This window comes from Corynebacterium sp. c25Ua_47 (genome assembly GCF_039907205.1).
GTDB classification, from domain to species: domain Bacteria; phylum Actinomycetota; class Actinomycetes; order Mycobacteriales; family Mycobacteriaceae; genus Corynebacterium; species Corynebacterium hiratae.
In genome coordinates this window covers 85,642-103,060 of the sequence record NZ_JASBOH010000006.1, presented here as the reverse complement: position 1 = coordinate 103,060, position 17,419 = coordinate 85,642, and the positions used below count along the sequence as shown (strand labels likewise).

The following is a 17,419-nucleotide window of genomic DNA, read 5'->3' as shown; positions in this document are numbered from 1 at the left end:
GACAACGAGCGCATCCGCATGGTCGGCAGCGCCTACCGCAAGACCGGCAAGCGCGTAGTGCTGGTGCCACTCGGCCGCGATATTCACGCCGGGCACCTGGCACTCGTGCAGGCAGCACAACGCGTGCGCGGTGGCATCGTGGTCGTGGCAGTGGACCCGGAGACGGACATCTCTTCCCTCGATGGGGTTGATGTGGTGTGGCGCTACGACCAGCAGAGTCAGCGCACGCGGGTCCTTGCACCCGACCACGGCATGGAGGACGTGAGCGCGGAGCTGACCCGCATTGTGGCGCTGACCTGCGCGCTGGGTCCCAGCGATGTGTTCATGGGGGAGAAGGACTACGAGCTGCTCGTGGCCACCCAGCAGGCCTTTACGGACCTCCACATTGCGGCGCGTGTGCAGGGCGTGCCCTCGGTGCGTATGCCCGATGGGGTGGTGATGAGCCTGCGCAATGCCGACGTCGCACCGGAGGCCCGTGAGCAAGCCAGCGCCTTGTCAGCGGCACTCACCGCCGGTGCGTACGCGGCGGAATCCGGAGCCGAGGAAGTTGTCCGTGTGGCACGTGAAGTGTTGGCCGCCGCGGGCGTCGAGCCGGAGTACGTGGAGCTGCGCGGACGCGACCTGGGTGAAGCCCCAGCAGAGGGCGATGCCCGCCTCTTTATCGCCGCCACCATTGGCGGCGTGCGGCTCATCGATAACGCGGGCGTGCCGTTGGGCATTGGCTTCCGTAACTTAGAACAGCGCGGATAAAAGTCTGTGGCGCAGGTCTCCACCAGCTAGGTTGGAGACATGAAGATTGGAATTCTGGGAGCCGGCGCCATCGGCGGATACTTTGGCGGAAAACTGAAAGCAGCGGGCCACGACGTCGCCTTCGTCGCTCGCGGTGAGACCTTGCGGGTGCTGGGGGAGACGGGCGTGACGCTGATCGACGCCCACGCGGAACCCACCACCACCGAGGTCATAAAGGTCCCGGCTGCCCACACCTTTGCTGAGGTCAAAGAACTCTTGGGCGGATTGGACGTGGCGATTATCGCGTCGAAGGCGCTGCCGGGCAACGAGACCTTTGGAAGCGCGGAGGACCGCGAGGCGCTGCAGGGAATCCCGGTGGTGACCACGCACAACTCGGTCGAGATTCCGTACTTGGCGGCCGAGGAATTCGGGGAGGAAAACATCCTCGCCGGTGTCGCTCGCGTCTATGCCACGCGCCTGGCGCCGGCACGGATCAAGCGCAACCCAGGGCCTTTGGCTTTGGCTTTCGGACCGCTAAGTGCCGATGCGCCGGAGTCCCTGCGCCGCACGGGCGAGGAACTGGCGGCGGCGCTGAAGGAGTCTGGGGCTTCCAGCAAGTTCCATGACGCCGCGCTTGTCGACGTTTGGTCGAAAGCCATGTTCGTTACCCCGACAGGAACTCTGGGCGCCTTGGTGGATAAACCGATTGGTTACCTCTGCCAGGAAATCCCCGGCCAGCTTGAGGCCTTCATGCGGGAAGTCGAGGCCGTCGGCCGCGCACTCGGCGTGGAGCTGCCAGAGAACGTGGTGGAGCAGACCATGGAATTTGCCCGCCAGCAGCACCCGGACAGCACGTCTTCGATGCAGCGCGATATCAAGGAAGGACTGCCGAATGAATTGGACGCCCAGGTCGGAGCGATCCGACGCATGGGCGTCAAGGCTGGGGCTGCAACCCCGTTGTGGGACTTCGCGCAGGAGGTCCTGGAGGCGCAGCTGCGCACTGCCTAAGAGTGCGCGCTACGCACCGTCGGTGCCTTATTCGGTACCGATCTTGCCGTCCTTCTTCCACACCACAACCACGGCCGGGCGCGGGGTGGACTTACCGCCGTCGGGCCAGTGGGAGGTGGCGTTCTCAAAGGTGGCGTCGTCAGCCTCGCCCGGGTGCTGGACGTTGACCATGACGCGGTCATCGTCGACGATCGGGCCACATGTCTCCGCGCCCGCCGGGACGGTGAGGAAGCACTTGAGCTCACCGCGGGTCTCGCCCTCGGTGGTCACAGCGTAGAGGCCATCGTTGGAGTCCAGCGCGTTGCCGTCGGTGGAGATCCACAGGTTGCCGTGGTTGTCGAAGGCCAGGTTATCCGGGCAGGAAATCGGGGAGACCTTCTCCTTATCGAAGCCACCGAAGTAGGTGCTGGCCTCACGCGGGTCACCACAGACCAGGAAGAGGTTCCAGGTGAACTTCTCGCCGGCGTGGTCATCCTCGAGCTCCATGACCAGGCCGTTCTTGTTCTCCTTGACCGGAGCCCATTCCTTGGCATCTTCCTTGTTCTTCTTGGCGTTCTCACCGGTGGCGCCGCGGTACTTGTTGTTGGTCAGCGCGATGTAGACCTTCTCGGTCTCCGGGTGAACCTCAACGTCCTCCGGGCGGTCCATCTTGGTGGCGCCCACCTTGTCGGCGGCCTCACGGGTAAAGACAGCGACCTCTTCGGCGGACATGCCGTCCACGTGGGACTCGAACTTGTTGTTCTCCGTATCGGAGGTCAGCAGCTTGACCCACTCACCGGTGCCGTCGAAAGCACCGTCCTCCGGCAGGACGCCGGAGCCGTCGATTTCCTTCTCCGGGGAGTTGCCCTCCATCTTGGCCACGTATAGGGTGCCGTGGTCCAGGATGGTCATGTTGTGCTCAAGGTCGCCTTCCTTGTACTTCTTGGAGGAGACGAACTTGTAGACGTACTCGAAGCGGGAGTCATCGCCGGAGTAACAGACCACGGTGCCATCCTTGGTGATGTGGATGTTGCCGGCCTCGTGCTTGAAGCGGCCCACGGCGGTGTGCTTAATCGGGGTGGACTTCGGGTCCAGCGGGTTGATCTCCACGAGCCAGCCAAAGCGGTTCGGCTCGTTCGGCTCCTTGGTCACGTCGAAGCGGTCATCGTACTTTTCCCACTTACGCTCGGACGGGCCCTCCTCGATGCCGAAGCGCTTGAGGGATTCAGCGGCCTTCTCATCCTTGACATCGCCACCGGCGAAATACTGGTCGAAGTTCTCTTCGCCAGAGAGCATGGTGTTCCACGGGGTCACGCCACCGGAGCAGTTGTTGAGGGTGCCCAGGACCTTCTCACCCTTCGGGTCGGCGGAGGTCTTCACCAGGTCGGTGCCCTTAGCGGGGCCCACCAGGGTGAACGGGGTGGTAGCGGTAATGCGGCGGTTGAGCGGGCCGAACTCGCGCTTGAGTTCGCCGGAGCCCTTCACCTTGGAGACCTCGAGGATGGTGTGGCCGTGGCCAGCCCAACCGATCTTTACCTGCTCCTCGGTAGGGTTCTCCGGGTCGTAGTCCGGGAACATCATCGGCTCGGTGGTGTACTCGTGCGAGCACATGTAGATCATGCGGTTCTTGTCATCCGGGTGCTCGATGAGGCCGGCGAAGTCATTGTTGAAGCCGAACTGCTTCTCCGCATCCGCGGCAGTCTGGTTGTTGACGTCGAATTCCGGCGCGCCCTCGATGACCGGGTCACCCCAGGCAATCAGGACGGACTGCTCATAACCCTTGGGGATGACGACCTCATCCTTGGTGTTGGCCTCCACGGCTTCAAAGTGCATGCCCTCGGCGGAGGTGAGCTCGATGTCAGAGCCCTTGACCTCGCTGGTCTTGTTGGAGGAGCTGCCAGCCGCAGACCCGTTGTCATCCGGCGCGGCACACGCAGCCAGCGCAGAGGAGCCACCGACGGCGACGACGGCCAGACCACCGGCGCGCAGAGCAGTGCGGCGGGAGAACTGGTCACCAAAGTAAGGGTTATCGGAGGTGTTCTCGCACTCGCCGAAGCAGGCATTACCGCACTTGTAGGTGCAGGTAAGAGAAGAACGAGAAGAGGTAAACATGTTAGCCAAGAGATTGCGGCCGTTGAGTGCCATGAAAATATGCTCCAAAAATCGAACTCGTTGGTTGCGCGGGGATGTCGCAACGGACGCACTGAGTTAATACGGTTGAGATGGCCGCGCGGTTGATACTGTCTAACGGCTAGATGAACACTCTGTGAACCGGGATCGCGCCAGCGTATGGGGATCGACTACCCTAGACAACCGTGAGCGAGAAGAAGAATACTGAAGTTACTGACGTCCCCGAGCAGCTGCGCATCCGCCGCGAGAAGCGCGCCCGACTGTTGGAGTCCGGCACCGAGCCTTATCCGGTGACCGTGGACCGCACGATCTCCCTGCGGGATCTCCGCCAGCAGTTCCAGGTCGTTGCAGAGGGCGAAGAGCCGGCCGCGGAAGAGGGCGTCACCTACCTCAACGCGGGTGAGGAGACTGACGTCGAGGTGGCCATCGCCGGCCGCCTTATCTTCATGCGTAATACCGGCAAGCTCTGCTTTGCCACCTTGCAGGATGGTGATGGCACCCAGGTACAGGCCATGCTGTCGCTGGCGGAGGTAGGGGAGGAGCGCCTCGCCGCGTGGAAGTCTGACGTTGACCTGGGTGATTTCATTTCCGTACGCGGCCGCGTCATTGCTTCGCGCCGCGGCGAGCTCTCCGTCATGGCTTCCGAGTGGACCATGGCGGCGAAGTCCTTGCGCCCGCTTCCGGTTTCCTTCGCTGACATGAACGAGGAAACTCGCGTGCGCCAGCGCTACAACGATCTCATCGTGCGCGAGGAGGCCCGCAAGAATGCCATGACCCGCGTGAAGGTCATGCGTGCGTTGCGCAACTACCTGGAGGATCAGGGCTTCGTGGAGATCGAAACCCCGATGCTGCAGACCATCCACGGTGGTGCGGCGGCCCGCCCGTTCGTGACCCACTCCAATGCCCTGGACATCGACCTCTACCTGCGCATCGCTCCGGAGCTCTTCCTGAAGCGCGCTGTCGTCGGCGGCATTGACCGCGTCTTTGAAATCAACCGCAACTTCCGCAACGAGGGCGTTGACCGCTCCCACTCCCCGGAGTTCGCCATGCTGGAGACCTACGAGGCATGGGGCGACTACAACGACTGTGCTCGCACCATTCGCGAGTCCATCCAGTCTGTGGCCCGCGCGGTCTTTGGCTCCACCACCGTCACCCTGGCGGATGGCACGGAGTATGACCTCGGCGGCGAAGAGTGGCCGGAAATTGAAATGTACCCCTCCCTCAACGAGGCTCTGCAGCGCAAGTTCCCCGGCCAGCCGGAAGTGACCATCGACTCCACCGTCGAGGAGCTCAAGGCGATTGCCGACGTCATCGGGCTCGACGTCCCGAAGAACGGCGGCTGGGGCCACGGCAAGCTGGTGGAGGAGATCTGGGAGGTGCTCTGCGAGGACCAGCTCGAGGGCCCGATCTTTGTGAAGAACTTCCCGGTTGAGACCTCCCCGCTGACCCGCCAGCACCGCTCGCAGCCGGGTGTGACGGAGAAGTGGGACCTGTACGTGCGCGGCTTCGAGCTGGCCACGGGCTACTCGGAGCTGGTGGATCCCGTAATCCAGCGCGAGCGCTTCGAGGACCAGGCCCGCCTTGCCGCCGGCGGTGATGAGGAAGCCATGGTGCTGGATGAGGACTTCCTCGCCGCCATGGAGCAGGGCATGCCGCCGACAGCCGGTGCTGGCATGGGCATGGACCGCCTGCTCATGGCCCTGACCGGCCTGGGCATCCGCGAGACCGTGCTCTTCCCGATCGTGAAGCCGGAGCACTAGTTTCTCCTAGCTTCCACCTGCCCGCGCCCGCCACTGTGGTGGCTGCGCGGGTTTTCTGGTTTTCTCATTGCTGCGCCTTCAGCCCCCAATGAGGGAAAACTGCTGCGGCAGGCCGCAGGATTGACCAATCCGTGGGAAGATGCAGGTGTGACAAAGCTTCTGAATGCCCTGCCCCTCGCACTGATCGCCTGTACAGCGGCAGCGTGTTCTGCTGCTGAGGATTCCACCAGCGGTGAACCGCAATTCCACAACACCTCCACCGCCGAGACTTCTGCCGATAACACTGAATCTACGGAAGCCAGCCCGGCTCCGACGTCCGCGAAGGACAAGGAAGGTGACTCGAGCCTTAAGGAATTAGATAAGGGAGACTTCATCGCCACCAACTTGGGGCACGCGACCTCCACGGTGTATGGAGTGAGCAGCCCGAATGACCGTGTGGCCTGCACGGTCACTGAAGATCAAGGTTTGATCGGGTGCAGCGTAATGTTCGCTGATCCGCCCCTGTACCCGGCGACCGGGCAGCCGCTTTGGCTCTCCAATTCCGTCAACTTCGATGCGAACGCGGGCTTTTATCCCAATGTGAAAATGGGCGGAGACGCCGCGGCACCCACCACGCTAGAAGCAGGGAACACCGTCACGATGAACGGTGTGACGTTTGAATCCGTGAATGAGGATGAGTTCACGGTCAAGATCGATGGCCACCACTTCACAGTGAAAGACGATGGTGAGTACTACTCCGATACCTTCCCACCGCAGCCAGATGGGGAAGGGAAAGCTATGACCGGAACCATCTGTGGGGACCTCGGCAATGGCGAGTATGTCTATGCCAAAGAAAACGGGACGAATTGCGCGCGGGCAATGGAAGTTCTTGACTATTACAAAAACTATGACTTCGCTCCGATGGAGGGAGGCAACCGCGGGTACCTCATGGAAGATGATTTCAGCTGCTCCTATAACGCCGATCCCGGCTGGCCAGATGAGCCCGACTATCGGTGGCTTGGCTGCAGCATTGAAGACGGTGGCGCTGTCGTCGTCCTGGACTCGGCCGCGCGTGCACTCGTGTCCGAGAAAGGTGGGCAGCGCTAGATCAGTGCGGGGCGCGCGTCAGCGTGAGTTCGTAGGAACCGCTGGGCGTCGTGAAGCACAGCAGCGAGGTGCCCTCGGGGATGGCTGCGGTAGCGCTCGGCAGCAGCCTGATGGGGCCGTGCGTGCGGATGCGTGGGGAGGATAACTCCGCCGCGAGGAAGCTGCCCACGTTACTCACCATCCAGTTGTCCTCCTGCTGCCAGAAGTGGAGGAAGTGGCGGTGCATGGAGGCGTCATCAGGAGCCAGTGGGAAGTCCCCCGCGCGGCCTGCCACTAGCTGCTGACCTGGGCGCACGACGGCGCGTTCCCCAGCGGAGTTAGTGACAAGGAGGTCGCGCTGCATCCAGAGGCCTTTCTGTAGCTTTAGGCAGTAGCGTTTAGAGCTTTGAGTAGCACGGAGGGCGCTGTCACCTTCACACTGCCGTGTGGCCTAACGCACCCGCTGAGATTCCGGGGAGTGCCACCCAACGAGGGCTCACATCCGGCTCGTGTGGCACCCCCGGCCACCAGAGGAATACACTAAATCGCTCACGTGTTGTCTCTTGGGTGCTGACGATGTGAGTAGCAGCGCTGAAGACCCAAAATAGAAAAGTTGAAAGGTGTAGCCGGCCGCATGTCCGCTGAAATCCCTTCGAAGGTAATAACTACCCTCAGCATCCTGGTGCTGGGAGCGATGGTCATGATTCTCAACGAGACCTCGCTCTCCGTTGCGCTACCAGCCATTATGGCGGACTACTCCATTCCTGCCACGAGCGCCCAGTGGTTGTTGACGGGATTCATGCTCACCATGGCTGTGGTTATCCCCACCACCGGCTTCCTTCTGGAAAGACTTACGACGCGCCAGATCTTCGTTGCGTCCGCGGGGCTCTTCCTGGCCGGAACCGTGGTGGCGGCCCTCGCGCCGAGCTTCTTCATCCTGCTGGTGGGCCGCGTCCTTCAAGCTGGCGGAACCGCTTTGATGATCCCTACCCTTATGACCGTGGCCATGACGCTGGTCCCAGCGCAGCGTCGTGGCACGGTGATGGGCATCATTTCCGTGGTGATCTCTGTGGCCCCGGCATTGGGGCCCACCGTCGGCGGAGCGATTCTCAACCACTTCACCTGGCACGCCATCTTCTGGTCCATGGTTCCGCTCATCGCCCTCATTCTCATCGCCGGGCTCTGGCGTTTAGACAATGTGGGTGAGAACCGTGATACCCCGCTCGACGGCCTCTCCGTCATCCTTTCCGCCCTCGCGTTTGGCGGGTTGATTTACGGCCTGTCCTCGATGGAAAAGATCCTGCAGGGAGACGGCTGGGTGGACATCGCCGTTACCGTGGTGGGCGTCATCGCGCTCGCCGTATTCATCCGTCGGCAGCGGCGCTTGGCGCTGGAGGATCGCGCCCTGATGGATCTGCGTCCCTTCCGCGTCCGCAATTTCACCCTCGCGGTGATCATCCTCCTCCTGTCCTTTGGGCTCATGCTGGGAATGGTCACGGTCTTGCCCATCTATCTGCAAACCACCCTGGGTGCTACGGCCTTTGCCACGGGGTTGGCGGTGATGCCGGGCGGCATCCTCCAAGCCTTCCTTTCCCCGATTGTGGGCCGGCTCTTCGATTCCTATGGCCCGCGCCCGCTCATGATTCCTGGCTCACTGCTCATGGTGGCCGGGCTGTGGCTCATGGCCACCTTGGGTGAGAACTCAGCTGTGTGGATGGTCGTGGGTATGCACGTGATCTTCTCCCTCGGCATGTGCTTGATGATGACGCCGCTGATGACCACTGCGCTGTCCTCGCTTCCGAAGAAGCTCTACTCGCACGGCTCGGCAATCATGAACACTTTCCAGCAGTTGGCGGGTGCGACGGGAACGGCTTTGCTCGTTGTCTTCCTCACCCGCGGCACCCTGGCTGGCGCTGCCGCTGGGCTAAGCCCGGCCGCGGCGACGGCGCAGGGAACTCACTGGGCTTTCCTGTTTGCCGGTGTGGCCGGTATCGCCATTGCGGTGATAGCACCGCTGCTTAAGCGCGCGGATTAAGTGCGCGGTTTAACACAGCGGCAGGTTCAGGCGGATGTCCTCTGCGTCCTCGCCCCAGACGAGGACGGCGTCAGTGGAGTCCTCGGCGCTCATGTAGAACAGCGGCTCGGAGTCGGAAATGTCGTAGCTGTACACGGTGCAGCGCCCGTTGGACAGTTCCTGCCCGCCCTGCGTCGGGCCAGCTGCCTCGCGCTGGGCGGCGTCCCCGTACCGCGCCACGGAGTAGCTCACGCCGTCACCAACGCACGTAATCTTCGCCTCCTGGCCGTCCTCCGGATCACGGGATTCGCAGGTGGCGCCGTTGAAGCCTTCGTCGCCGGGGCGGGAGCTGATGAGCCCGGGGTGGCCGTCGGCAAGCGCCTGCTCTGAGTCGGACCACGCCGACCTCCCCAAGAAGAACCACAGCAGCCCACCAACCAGGAGCAGGAGAAGAAGGCCCACGCCCAAGCCCGCAAAGACCTTGCCCTTCGATTTCGAGGTGCGCGTGGTGGGTGATGACTCCGCGGGATCGGCAGCATAGCCAGGCTGGGGTTGCTGGGGTTGCTGCGGCCCGGCCCAGTCCTCCTGCGGGGCAGCGGTATGCTGCGGAGCTGACTGCCACGGGGCCGCGCCCGGGCTCGGGCTCGAGCTGTCGGTGTTTGTGCTGCGCACGGCGTCGATAACGGCGGCGGCTGAGGGGTAGGCGGCCGCAGCGCGGAAGCCTGGGTAGGCCGCGGAGACGAGCTGGGCCAGGCGGTCGATGACCTCCTTCGCGGAGGCAGTGGGGGCGTCGGTAGCGGTGGCTGGGCCGACTGAGGCGAAGAAGGCGTTCGAGCGGTTATCGGTGAGGATGATGCGTCGCGGGTTGAGCGCACGGAGAGCAAAGCCAGCGCGGCCCTGCTGGATAAGGAAGTCCGTGGCGTCGGCCAAGGGAGCAAAGACGGCGAGAGCTTCCTCTTGGGAAAGGTGGTGGGCGCCGATGCCAGACGACGTGTACTTCGACAGCTGCTCGCCCGGCAGGCTGCGGCGTACAAAAAACTCCTGACCATTGTTCATCGTGCCTGTGCCCACGACGGGTGCAATAGCGCTGTGCTGCAGCTGGCCAACGATTCCGGACTGGCGGAGCACGCCGCGGTGCTCTGGACCATAAATCTCTACGAGGAGTTCGTCCTGCGAGGGATCTTCCACGAGAAACAGCGAGGAGCCCGCCCCTTGGTCCAAGACAGCCTTCTCGCGCAGCCGGTGCTGGGTAGTGAAAAATTCAGGAAGCGTAGTCACGGTGAGAGAAATCCTTCGTGGAGGAGGTAGACGGTGAGGTATAAGAATCTTCCTCATTCTAAAGGCGACACCGTGTCCATGGGCGTGACACAGCGCTCCCGCCAGGGTGGGCTAACAGATGGGCAAGCTCAAACGGTCCTCGTGGGCATGCGGACCAGCAAGAACGAGAGCAAAACGCGCGGAGACTCCCGAGGGGTACACTCCCCACGTTCCCGGCTGGTGAGGGATTTCCGCCGAGGTGATGCTGCACGCATCCTGGACTAAGACGTCGAGGCGGCGCGGCATGATGGAGTTACGGTTGTCCTCCGTGCCGAAATCAGCTGCGACGAGCGTGAGGTCGTCGCTCCTGCACACGATTCGAGCTTGCTGCCCCGCTTCCGGCAGCGCGGGGCGGCAGTCGAGGTTGCGCCACGGGGCGCGGCCAGGGTGCTCCGGCAATAGCTGTGGAAATTGTTGGGCCAGAACCTCGTCGTGCTCGTCCCACCCCGCGCCGTACAGCGCTAGTCCGCCGGCGACTGCCAGACACAGCAACACCGCCGCAAGCACGCCCCCGAGGATGCTCAGATGGCGACGCCGCGGCTGCTCGGCGCGCTCGTGGTGGGGGCTGGCCGGTGGCGTAGCAGGGCCGGCGGCAGCATCCGGGGCTGCGGGGCGCGGCGCGGACGCCAGCTCACTCAGCTCCGCGAGCATATTCGATGCAGTGGCGAAGCGCTGCTGAGGATCCGGGTTCAACGCGGTGGCGAAGAAAGTGTTGAGGGCGGGGGCGAGGGGAGCGTCGCCAGGCGCCAGATTATGAGCGGTCAAATGCGGTATCACACGGCTGTGCGCCCACTGCTGGGGACTGGTGGCGCGGCGCAGATTAACCAGAGTGAGCATCTCCAGCGCGATGAGTGCGAGCGAGTAGCGGTCGCTGGCGGCGGTCGGCTGCGGTGGGTGCTTGACCAACTGCGTGGGGTAGAGCTCCGGCGCCATGTAGGCATCCGTGCCCACGCGCAGGCCTTCGCGGGTCAAGCGCGTCGTGTCCTCATTGATGGCGATGCCAAAGTCCGCCAGCATGACGGTACAGCCCTCGTTATCACTGTGGGCAGTGGGAGAAGGCGTGCTATCGGCGATGATGTTCGCGGGCTTGACGTCGCGGTGAATGACCGGCGATGGAAGGGCCGCCAGGTAGTCCAGGGCCTGTGCGATGGGCGCGAGCAGCTGCACGGTTTCCTCCACCGTGAACTTGGAATTGTCCAAGATGCGCTGGTTGATGTGCGCCTCCAGGCTGGGGCCGCGCAGGAATTTCATAATGAAATAAGGCACGCCGCCCGGGGTGATGTCGCCATCGTAGATAGGCACGATGGCCGGATGCTCGAGTGCCGCGACGGTGCGCATCTCCGCCATGAAGCGGCGGACTTCCTCATCGTCCTCGGCCGCATGCTGCGCGATGACCTTGATGGCTACTTCGCGGTCCAAGCTTTCCTTGCGGGCAAAGACGATGGTGCCCATGCCACCCGCACCGATCTGGTGGAACTGCGAGTAGCCCTTGGCGCTGAGCTCGGGCTCAAGATCCAAAGGCAGACCGGAAGCGGTGGGCTGGCTGTTCATGGCTATGCGGCGACGATGATGGGCTGGTGAATGACAAAAGGCTCATAACCGGCCTGCCGGATGCTGATCTCTGCGACGAAGTCGCCGGGGTCGGTGAGCCGAGCAACCAGCGTGCACTCGCCGGACTCACAGTCCACGACGAAATCCTCGCCCTCCTTGAGGTGGTGTGACTGGGTGTCGTCGAGAAGCGCCACCTGCCATTCGGCATTGTTGTCCAGATCCGCCTCGTCCCCACTCAAGTTCGTGGCCTGCACGCTGAGGACAAGGGCACCCCCGGTGGCCCACTGCAGCACGCCGGTTGGGGCAGAGCCGCCGATGGCTCCGTCGTAGCGCCGGTTGTCCAGCTCAACGCGTAGGGTTTGAAAACCATAGGGCTCCACGCCTGAATAGGTGGCCACGATTTCGTTGACCACACCGGGGCCCGCTTCCTTCTTCGTGAGCAGGTAGGTGCCGTCCTCCTGACGCAGGTGCGAAGGTTCGCTGGGTTCTGGGCTCTCGGAGTCGGCCCCCTCGACAGGAACGTCTTCGTACTGGGACAGGGTGGTCTGGCCCGTGACCGTGAATTTGGGCGCATCCTCCGCGGTGTCCTTGTTCGTCGCGCACGCAGACAGCGCGAGGAGCGCTACGCCGAGTCCAGCTAGCGCGCGCGGAGAGACGGAGGCGAACATTGGTTGTCAGATCCTTGCAGAGGGACAGATGAGGGATAGAAGGGGATAAAAATAGAAAGGGGCCAGAATCAGACAAAGAATAACAGCACCGGTGAGCGGCTTAAAACAATAATGCTGAATTGTTATGAAAGGTGCGCATAGTAGTGCGGGTGTGCGGCCGCGAACTGGGCGAGCACAATGCGCCACGAGATTTTCTGGCCCGGCTGGAACTGCGGAACGCCGAGCTTTTGCAAGGTCTCCGCCAGCGTCTGAATCTTGCGCTCTACTTTCTTTTCGGTCCAGTCTAGGGCCTCTGCTAGCTCGCGCTGACTACTCACGACCACCCGTGGCTCCGCAGCGGGGTTGTCGAGGAGTGGCTGAGCGAGGGTCTTGAGCAGCAGGCACTGCTCCTCATTCGGCTCGAAGACGTGGGTGGTAAACGGCCCATCCGGTGGAAGGCTGGGCTGTGGGCTGCGCAGCGACTGCATGACGGTGAGCTCGCACTCGTAGCTCATGGTGGCAGTGGAGAAATAGAGCGTGGAGGTTCCCGGGTGCAGGACCTCAATGCTGCCGGGGCTGATGAGGGTGCGGCCGAAGCCGCAGGCGGCGGGCGGCTGGATCGTAGCGGCGATGAAACTGCCGATGTTCTTGATGAACCACTGTGAGCCATTGGACCACACCTGCAGGAACGTGCGGTGCATGGCGGGATCATCGGAGGCCAGTAGGAGGTCCCCCTGGCGGCCAAGGGTGACGCTTTCGGAGACCTCGAGGAGGCGGGAGTGCCCAATCAGATCGTCGATAAGCAGAGTGCCGTGCTGTGCCTGTTGCATCGGGGGAGGCTCCTTCCCGCGGGGATGTAACCAGTGTTGACTGAAGAGTTACTTTACTTTAAGGCTTGCGCGCAGGCGCTTGGCGACGCCTCCCGCCACCTGTTCGCTACCGGCGTACAGTGGCTCTACCTGGGGAAATGAGGTTTTTGAGTAGGGGGGGTGCGGAATTCGCGAATGGAGTGTCCGCCCCGCGCGTTAGAGTGGATGACACATTTACAGCGAAAGGTAAGAGGTAATGTTCGAGAGGTTTACTGACCGTGCTCGCCGCGTCATCGTTTTGGCGCAGGAGGAAGCACGCATGCTCAACCACAATTACATCGGCACCGAGCACATCCTCCTGGGGCTTATTCACGAAGGCGAAGGCGTAGCGGCCAAGGCTTTGGAATCCATGGGGATCTCGCTGGAGGACGTCCGCCGTGAGGTGGAAGAGATTATTGGTCAAGGTTCTCAGCCGCACACCGGCCACATCCCATTTACCCCGCGCGCGAAGAAGGTTCTCGAGCTCTCCCTGCGTGAGGGGCTCCAGATGGGCCACAAATACATTGGCACTGAGTTCCTGCTGCTCGGCCTCATCCGTGAGGGTGACGGCGTGGCGGCTCAGGTGCTGACCAAGCTGGGCGCCGACTTGCCGCGCGTGCGCCAGCAGGTTATCCAGCTGCTCTCCGGCTACGAAGGGAATGAAGGCGAAGGCGGCCAGTCCCAGGGTGGCCCCGGCCCGGTAGGCGCCGGTGCCGGCGCTGGCCAGGGAGGCCGTGTTGGCCCGGGTGGCTCCGGCGAGCGCTCCAACTCCCTGGTGCTGGACCAGTTTGGCCGCAACCTCACCCAGGCTGCGCGCGACGGCAAGCTGGACCCAGTCGTGGGTCGCGATTCCGAGATTGAACGCATCATGCAGGTTCTGTCTCGCCGGACCAAGAACAACCCGGTGCTCATCGGTGAGCCCGGCGTGGGTAAGACCGCCGTGGTCGAGGGCCTGGCCCTCGATATCGTTAACGGCAAGGTCCCGGAGACCCTCAAGGATAAGCAGCTCTATTCGCTGGACCTCGGCTCCCTGGTGGCTGGCTCGCGCTACCGCGGTGACTTCGAGGAGCGCCTGAAGAAGGTGCTCAAGGAGATTAACCAGCGCGGTGACATCATCCTCTTTATCGATGAGATCCACACCCTGGTCGGCGCCGGTGCCGCCGAGGGCGCTATCGATGCTGCTTCCTTGCTGAAGCCGAAACTGGCCCGCGGCGAGCTGCAGACCATCGGTGCCACCACCCTGGATGAGTACCGCAAGCACATTGAGAAGGATGCTGCCTTGGAGCGCCGCTTCCAGCCTGTCAAGGTGGAGGAGCCCTCCCTCGATGACACCATCCTGATCCTCAAGGGGCTGCGCGATAAGTACGAGGCACACCACCGCGTCTCCTACACCGATGAAGCGTTGAAGGCTGCGGCCTCCCTGTCGGACCGCTACATCAATGACCGCTTCTTGCCGGATAAGGCTGTTGACCTCCTCGATGAGGCCGGTGCCCGTATGCGCATCAAGCGCATGACCGCCCCGGAGGGCCTGCGCGAAGTGGATGATCGCATCGCAGAGGTCCGCAAGGAAAAGGAAGCTGCGATTGACGCCCAGGACTTCGAGAAGGCCGCTGGACTGCGCGATAAGGAGCGCAAGCTGGGTGAAGAGCGCGCGGAAAAGGAAAAGCAGTGGCGCTCCGGTGACTTGGAGGAAATCGCCGAGGTCGGCGAGGAGCAGATCGCTGAGGTCCTCGCGCACTGGACCGGCATTCCGGTGCTCAAGCTCACGGAGAAGGAATCCAACCGCCTCCTCAACATGGAAGAGGAGCTGCACAAGCGCATCATCGGCCAGGACGATGCCGTCAAGGCCGTGTCCCGCGCCATTCGCCGCACCCGTGCCGGCCTGAAGGACCCGCGCCGTCCTTCCGGTTCCTTCATCTTCGCAGGCCCCTCCGGTGTGGGTAAGACGGAGCTGTCGAAGTCCCTGGCCAACTTCCTCTTCGGTTCGGATGATGACCTCATCCAGATCGATATGGGTGAGTTCCACGATCGCTTCACCGCGTCCCGCCTCTTTGGTGCTCCTCCGGGATACGTTGGCTACGAAGAGGGCGGCCAGCTGACCGAGAAGGTTCGCCGCAAGCCTTTCTCCGTGGTGCTCTTCGATGAGATCGAAAAGGCCCACAAGGAGATTTACAACACCCTTCTGCAGGTGTTGGAGGATGGCCGTCTGACCGATGGTCAGGGCCGCGTGGTGGACTTCAAGAACACCGTGCTTATCTTCACCTCGAACTTGGGTACTCAGGATATCTCCAAGGCTGTGGGACTGGGCTTCACCGGCTCTTCGGAGAATGACGCCGATGCGCAGTACGAGCGCATGAAGAACAAGGTCAACGACGAGCTGAAGAAGCACTTCCGCCCAGAGTTCCTCAACCGTATCGATGAGATTGTGGTCTTCCACCAGCTCACCCAGGAGCAGATCGTCGAGATGGTGGAGCTGCTCATCGCCCGCGTAGAGAAGCAGCTCTCCGAGCGCGACATGGGTATCGAACTCACCCAGAAGGCCAAGGACCTGTTGGCCAAGCGCGGCTTCGACCCGGTCTTGGGTGCACGTCCGCTGCGCCGCACCATCCAACGCGAGATTGAGGACCAGCTCTCCGAGAAGATCCTCTTCGGCGAAATCGGTGCGGGTGAGATCATCACCGTGGACGTTGAAGGCTGGGACGGCGAGTCCAAGGACAACTCTTCCGCCACCTTCACCTTCACGCCGCGTCCGCGCCCGCTGCCGGAGGACACCTTCGACAATGAGCTCGAGGAGACCGCCGTGCGTGAGGCCGATGAGGAACTCGCCACCGAGATCGATGAGGAGTCCCACGGTCCGGATTCCGATGGTCCTGACACCGTCACCCCGGACGTCCTCGACGAGTCTGGTAGCGATTCCGCTGAGGAATCCCACAACGATGATGGTGATAACGGCAACCCGCCGCCGGCAGGTGCCGGTGCTAGCCAGCCGCTTTAAGCGCTGACTTGGGCCCCGTGCTGGACCCATAAGGAATAAGCCCCGAACCGCATGCGTGTGACACCGCGTGCGGTTCGGGGCTTTCTTTGTGTGTCCTCCAGCCGCGATGGGAGGCACGCCCCAGTGGGCGGGAAGGCCCAGTGGGCGGGAAGGCCCGCCCACCACTAGAAGGGAATCAGCACACCGTCTCGTGAGATTCGTGCTCCGGGTGCTCGACCTGGATGATGGAGGCGTTTGGTAAAAGGCGTCTGACAAAAGGCATCTGTCATAAGGCGTTTTCACGGCTGAAAACGCCTTTTACGCCTTGTAGATGGCGTTTTTAGACCCAAAGATGCCGTTTGCCAGATGCCTTTTGCGGGACGCCCTTTTGACTTGGTTCAGTTTCGTGCGGAACAATCCCACCCCACCGCCGAAAAGTACCAGGTAGCAGTGTTAGGAGTGACGTTGCTCGCCCGCTCATGACCTAAGCCGGGCTAGAAGGGAATCAGCACACCGTCTCGTGGGATTCGTGCTCCGGGTGCTCGATCTGGATGGTGGAGTGCTCGATGCCGTGCTCGCGCAGGGCTTGCTGGGCGGCATCCAACAGAGGGCCGGTCTCGACGGTACCGTCGCGCACGATGTGCACGGTCGTCAGCACGTTCACGCCGTCCAGGCTCCACAGGTGTAGGTCGTGGATGTCGGCAACACCCTCGATCTGTCGCAGCGCGGGCTCGATGACGCTGGCGTCGAAGTCCGCCGGGACCTGCTCGAGCAGCACGCTCGCCGAGAGCCGCATGAGCTGCCAGGCGCGCGGGAGCACCATCGCCGCGATCACCAGGGAGGCGATCACGTCCGCCGCCACAAACCCCGTGGTCAGTACCACGACGCCCGCCACGATCACTGCGATCGAGCCGAGCATATCCACCAGCACGTGCAAGAACGCGCCCTCCACGTTGATTGAGGATTCGCGGTGCCGGTGCAACACCCACGCCGATAGCGCATTCGCCACAAGGCCAATCACCGCGATGATCAGCATCGTTGTTCCTTGTACCTCAGCTGGGCTCTGCAGGCGGCGCACCGCCTCGACGACAATCCACACCGAGATCGCCAGGACCATCACCGCGTTCGCTAGCGCAGCAAGCACCTCTACTCGCCGGTAGCCGTACGTGGCCTGGGCTGATGCTTGTCGACGCCCAACCAACACCGCTAACACCGCGATGATCAACCCAGCGGCGTCGGAAAGCATGTGCATCGCATCCGCCATCAGCGCCATTGAACCCGCCAACCAGCCGCCGATTAGCTCCGCGAAGAAGACGGTTCCGGTAATGCTCAGCGCAATCAGTAGTGCGCGCAGCGGCGTGCTGGAGTGATCGTGGTCGTGGTGCTCGTGTGCCATG

Annotated in this window: 13 protein-coding genes; 6 read left to right on the top strand and 7 right to left on the bottom strand. The window is 62.7% G+C overall.

Translation table 11 applies throughout. The features are described 5' to 3' along the window. Positions 1-18 precede the first annotated feature (18 nt). Both QKE52_RS07320 and QKE52_RS07315 read left to right on the top strand, forming a co-directional pair. Positions 19-750: a pantoate--beta-alanine ligase gene (locus QKE52_RS07320; RefSeq protein ID WP_046647273.1), complete on the top strand. Its 732-nt coding sequence runs from the start codon at positions 19-21 to the stop codon at positions 748-750. 39 nt (positions 751-789) lie between these two features. Then, a complete protein-coding gene (locus tag QKE52_RS07315; protein ID WP_293777004.1) occupies positions 790-1,737 on the top strand; it encodes a 2-dehydropantoate 2-reductase in 948 nt (315 codons plus the stop codon). 27 nt (positions 1,738-1,764) lie between these two features. Here the strand turns inward: QKE52_RS07315 and QKE52_RS07310 are convergent, their stop codons facing one another. Then, positions 1,765-3,861 carry a PhoX family phosphatase gene (locus QKE52_RS07310; protein WP_293777007.1) on the bottom strand — a complete coding sequence of 699 codons (2,097 nt, stop codon included), beginning with the start codon at positions 3,859-3,861 and terminating at the stop codon, positions 1,765-1,767. 170 nt (positions 3,862-4,031) lie between these two features. On the opposite strand from QKE52_RS07310, the gene lysS reads away from it, so the two are divergent. Both lysS and QKE52_RS07300 read left to right on the top strand, forming a co-directional pair. After that, positions 4,032-5,606, top strand: a complete 1,575-nt coding sequence (lysS, locus tag QKE52_RS07305; protein ID WP_070680080.1) for a lysine--tRNA ligase — start codon at positions 4,032-4,034, stop codon at positions 5,604-5,606. 147 nt (positions 5,607-5,753) lie between these two features. Further along, positions 5,754-6,692: a hypothetical protein gene (locus QKE52_RS07300; RefSeq protein ID WP_071409494.1), complete on the top strand. Its 939-nt coding sequence runs from the start codon at positions 5,754-5,756 to the stop codon at positions 6,690-6,692. A gap of 1 nt (position 6,693) precedes the next feature. Here QKE52_RS07300 and QKE52_RS07295 read toward each other — a convergent pair whose 3' ends face one another. Then, positions 6,694-7,035: a hypothetical protein gene (locus tag QKE52_RS07295; protein WP_071409493.1), complete on the bottom strand. Its 342-nt coding sequence runs from the start codon at positions 7,033-7,035 to the stop codon at positions 6,694-6,696. 270 nt (positions 7,036-7,305) lie between these two features. Between QKE52_RS07295 and QKE52_RS07290 the strand changes: the two genes are divergently transcribed. Next, positions 7,306-8,706, top strand: a complete 1,401-nt coding sequence (locus tag QKE52_RS07290; RefSeq protein WP_158381533.1) for an MDR family MFS transporter — start codon at positions 7,306-7,308, stop codon at positions 8,704-8,706. Positions 8,707-8,715: 9 nt separating this feature from the next. Here QKE52_RS07290 and QKE52_RS07285 read toward each other — a convergent pair whose 3' ends face one another. The 4 genes from QKE52_RS07285 to QKE52_RS07270 all read right to left on the bottom strand — a co-directional run bounded on the left by QKE52_RS07285 (position 8,716) and on the right by QKE52_RS07270 (position 13,030). Beyond that, positions 8,716-9,963 (bottom strand): serine/threonine protein kinase, encoded by a 1,248-nt coding sequence (locus QKE52_RS07285; protein WP_347948478.1) that lies wholly within the window; start codon positions 9,961-9,963, stop codon positions 8,716-8,718. 111 nt (positions 9,964-10,074) lie between these two features. Continuing rightward, positions 10,075-11,553, bottom strand: coding sequence for a serine/threonine-protein kinase (locus QKE52_RS07280; RefSeq protein ID WP_347948477.1), 1,479 nt, complete (start codon positions 11,551-11,553; stop codon positions 10,075-10,077). Positions 11,554-11,555: 2 nt separating this feature from the next. Continuing rightward, entirely contained in the window at positions 11,556-12,221 is a 666-nt protein-coding gene (locus QKE52_RS07275) for a hypothetical protein (protein WP_071409489.1), read from the bottom strand. Between the two features lie 122 nt (positions 12,222-12,343). After that, positions 12,344-13,030, bottom strand: coding sequence for a hypothetical protein (locus tag QKE52_RS07270; RefSeq protein ID WP_347948476.1), 687 nt, complete (start codon positions 13,028-13,030; stop codon positions 12,344-12,346). 235 nt (positions 13,031-13,265) lie between these two features. Here QKE52_RS07270 and QKE52_RS07265 point away from each other — a divergent pair, with 235 nt between their 5' ends. Further along, positions 13,266-16,043, top strand: coding sequence for an ATP-dependent Clp protease ATP-binding subunit (locus QKE52_RS07265; protein ID WP_347948475.1), 2,778 nt, complete (start codon positions 13,266-13,268; stop codon positions 16,041-16,043). A 484-nt stretch (positions 16,044-16,527) separates the two neighbouring features. On the opposite strand, the gene QKE52_RS07260 is transcribed toward QKE52_RS07265, so the two are convergent. After that, positions 16,528-17,418 carry a cation diffusion facilitator family transporter gene (locus QKE52_RS07260; RefSeq protein WP_046647215.1) on the bottom strand — a complete coding sequence of 297 codons (891 nt, stop codon included), beginning with the start codon at positions 17,416-17,418 and terminating at the stop codon, positions 16,528-16,530. Between the last annotated feature and the right edge of the window lies 1 nt (position 17,419).